We start from the raw sequence: 3,042 nt of genomic DNA on the forward strand, positions 1-3,042 counted from the left end.
GTAAAATATAGTTTAAGAGATAATCTCAAACTATATTTTACTTAAGTAAAGAAATATAAAAAATTTTCTTATTTTTTTATAATGAAGCTAAAGTTTTATTAATTTTTTCATGAGTTAATTCAGATAAAAATGCTTCTCTTTGCTTTAGTGCTTCCTTTAAATATTTAATACAATCTGTTTTATTGCCTTCTTTATTTAATAATAGACCATAATAATAATAAGGTTCAGGAAAAGAAGGTTTTTTTTCATTTTTTAATAAAAGTTCTGAATAAAGTTCCTTAGCTTTTTCATAATTTTCTAAGTAAAAATAGCTTTGAGCTAAATTGTCAGTAATAATACTACTGTCCTTATCATAGTCATATGCTTGTTCGTTGTATTTTAAAGCTTTTTTATAATCGCCAGATATTAATAATAAATAACCAAGAGTTTCATATACTAAAGTATGTTGGTGAGAATTGTGTATATTTTCATAAACATCTATAGCCATTTTTAAATTACCTGATTTCCAGCTATATAAAGCATCTGTCATTTTATAAGAGTTTTTTAACATATCATTAAGTTGATTAAAAGGAACTAAATCAAGAATTCTTTTACATTCATCTAGTTCACCACAATTTAAAGCTATATATGCATAACGTAATTTAATAAAGTTATCTGAATAACTTATTTTAGTTGCTGCATTATAATAATTTAAAGCTTTTTTAAAGTGCTTTTTTTCAAAAGCAATATTTCCCTTAAAGGCCAATATAGAAGGTCTCATTTTATATAATTTATAAGCTAAATAAGCGCATAAAATGGGTATTCCTATAAGATAATTTTTAGAAAGAATTAAGCATTGTAATATAAGGATTATTATTAGAATTTCTGCAAATATTAATAGTTTTTTCATTTTATTTTTCCTCCTTTAAAGATTTAATATTTATTTTTTTGTATTCTCCTGGGGTCATTTTGGTAACTTGTTTAAATCTCCTAATAAAGCTAGATACACTACTATAACCAATTTCTTCAGCTATATGCTTTAAAGTTAAATTAGAATTAGTCAGTAAATTTTTAGCTTTATTCATTTTTAATGTAGTAATATAATCTAGTATGGTAATACCTGTTTTATCTTTAAAATATTGACTAAGATAAGATAAGGATATTCCAAATTTATCAGATACCAGTTGTAAAGAAAAAGAATAATCTGTATAGTTCTCTAAAACATATTTTTCAATTCTTTCTATGGATAATTTAGGTACATGTACTTTATTTTTATTTTTTATTAATTCAAAAAGTTCTTTAAAAATTTCAAGAAAAACTTCTTTTAAAGCTTCCTTTGAGTGAATTTCATATAAAGTATACAAATCTATAGTATTATAATTTATAAGATGTTTATTTTTATTTATATAATTATTGAGCATAATAATTAATTCAAAATATACAGTTCGTATTACTTTAAAAGGAAGCAATTCTTTATTTAATGAAGATGTTAAGGATAAAACAGTAAAAAATAATTCATCAAATTTATCTTCATTCAATATAGATTGTATATTTTTTAATATATCATCATATTTTTTAATAAAATCTTTTAGTGAAGTAGTATGTTCTAATTTTTCAGGCATTTCTATAATACCAATAGAATCTACATAAGATTTAGCAATTAAATGCAAATCCTCTTCAATAGATCCTATAGATAAAATTAAATTTTCATTAATTTTTCTTCTACCAGTAAATTTTAAATTATCTTTACTTAAGCCTACTAAAAAAACTGTTAAATCTTCTCCTAAATTACTTACTAAAAATTCGTAAATAATACTAAAATCATGTATATTATAATCTTTTAATAATTTAGAAAAAGAAGTTAAATTAGCATCTTTAGATTTAATAGTAATTATAGTATGAAATGGAGCAAATAAATCTAAACCCATTTCTTTACAATTATTTAGGAATTTTTCGTTGTTGGAAATGTTTCCATTTATAAGTTCATTTAACATAAAGTTTTGATTTATAGGCAAACTTTTGCTTACAGTATATTCTAATTCCATATTTCTTTCATTAAGATAATGTAAAGTATTTTTTATTAATTCAATTTCATTATAAGAAGATATATCTTCTTTATTTTTAATATGGAGCTTTTCAGAAAAGTTTTTTAATTGTTTAATGGGCTTATAGTTTATTTTTGTAAAGAAATAAATAGCGATACTTCCTAAAAAAAAAGCTAATAAAGTAGATAATAGCAATAAGTAAGATACATTTGATAATTCTTTAAATAAATAATTTAAAGGCTTTATAGATAGAAAGTATAAATTCATAGAAGGTATTTTAGTAGAAAATATAGTATGCTCTTTTAAAGTATCAATAAGAATTTTATTATTTTCTAAATCTGTTATTTTATTTGAAAAATAATTAATAAAATTTCCATCTTCTAACATATCTGTACTAGATAAATTTACAATATTAAAATTATCATCTATTAAAAAATTATAAGTAGGTTCCCCTGTATTGTTTAAAGTTAAATTTAAATGTTGTAAATTTATAGAAAACAAAACACAACCTAGTACATTGCTATTTACTATATAAGGAATAGCATAAAACAATTTATTATCTTCTAAATCTTTTATAACTGTTGGTTTTGATATTGAAGTAAACAAATTTTTTATTTTTTCATCTAAGTCTTCTGTACTTCCTATAGTTTTAAAAAAGTTATCCATAGTATAAGAACTTGAATCTGAATAAACAAAGTTATCATTAAAAAAATGAATAAAAATTTTATCAAAAAAAGAGTTACTCAAATTATATTTTTTTAAGGAATCTATGATATTAATACTTTGAGTAATATTTTCTTCCAATCTATTAAATTTAATATTATCCTCTGTAGCAATACTTTGAGATATTCTATTTAAATTTGAAAAATTATTTTCTAAAATATTACTAGAATAAATTAAAGAAATTTTATTCCGTGATAAAATTTCATTTTCTAAAATATTAAAAACAGATTTAGATAATATTATGGTAATTATAAAAATAGGAATAAATAATATTAACATATAAGAAAAAACATAT

The 3,042-nt window shown here is 20.6% G+C and carries 2 protein-coding genes; both read right to left on the bottom strand.

Annotated features, from left to right (window positions below; all coding sequences use genetic code 11):
- Positions 1–76: 76 nt before the first annotated feature.
- Entirely contained in the window at positions 77–889 is an 813-nt protein-coding gene (locus GBZ86_RS14440) for a tetratricopeptide repeat protein (RefSeq protein ID WP_152891805.1), read from the bottom strand.
- A gap of 1 nt (position 890) precedes the next feature.
- Positions 891–3,042 (bottom strand): AraC family transcriptional regulator (locus tag GBZ86_RS14445; RefSeq protein ID WP_152891806.1); only part of this gene is annotated, 2,152 nt, incomplete at its 5' end.

Origin of the sequence: Clostridium tarantellae, assembly GCF_009295725.1 — a bacterium.
Taxonomy (GTDB): domain Bacteria; phylum Bacillota; class Clostridia; order Clostridiales; family Clostridiaceae; genus Sarcina; species Sarcina tarantellae.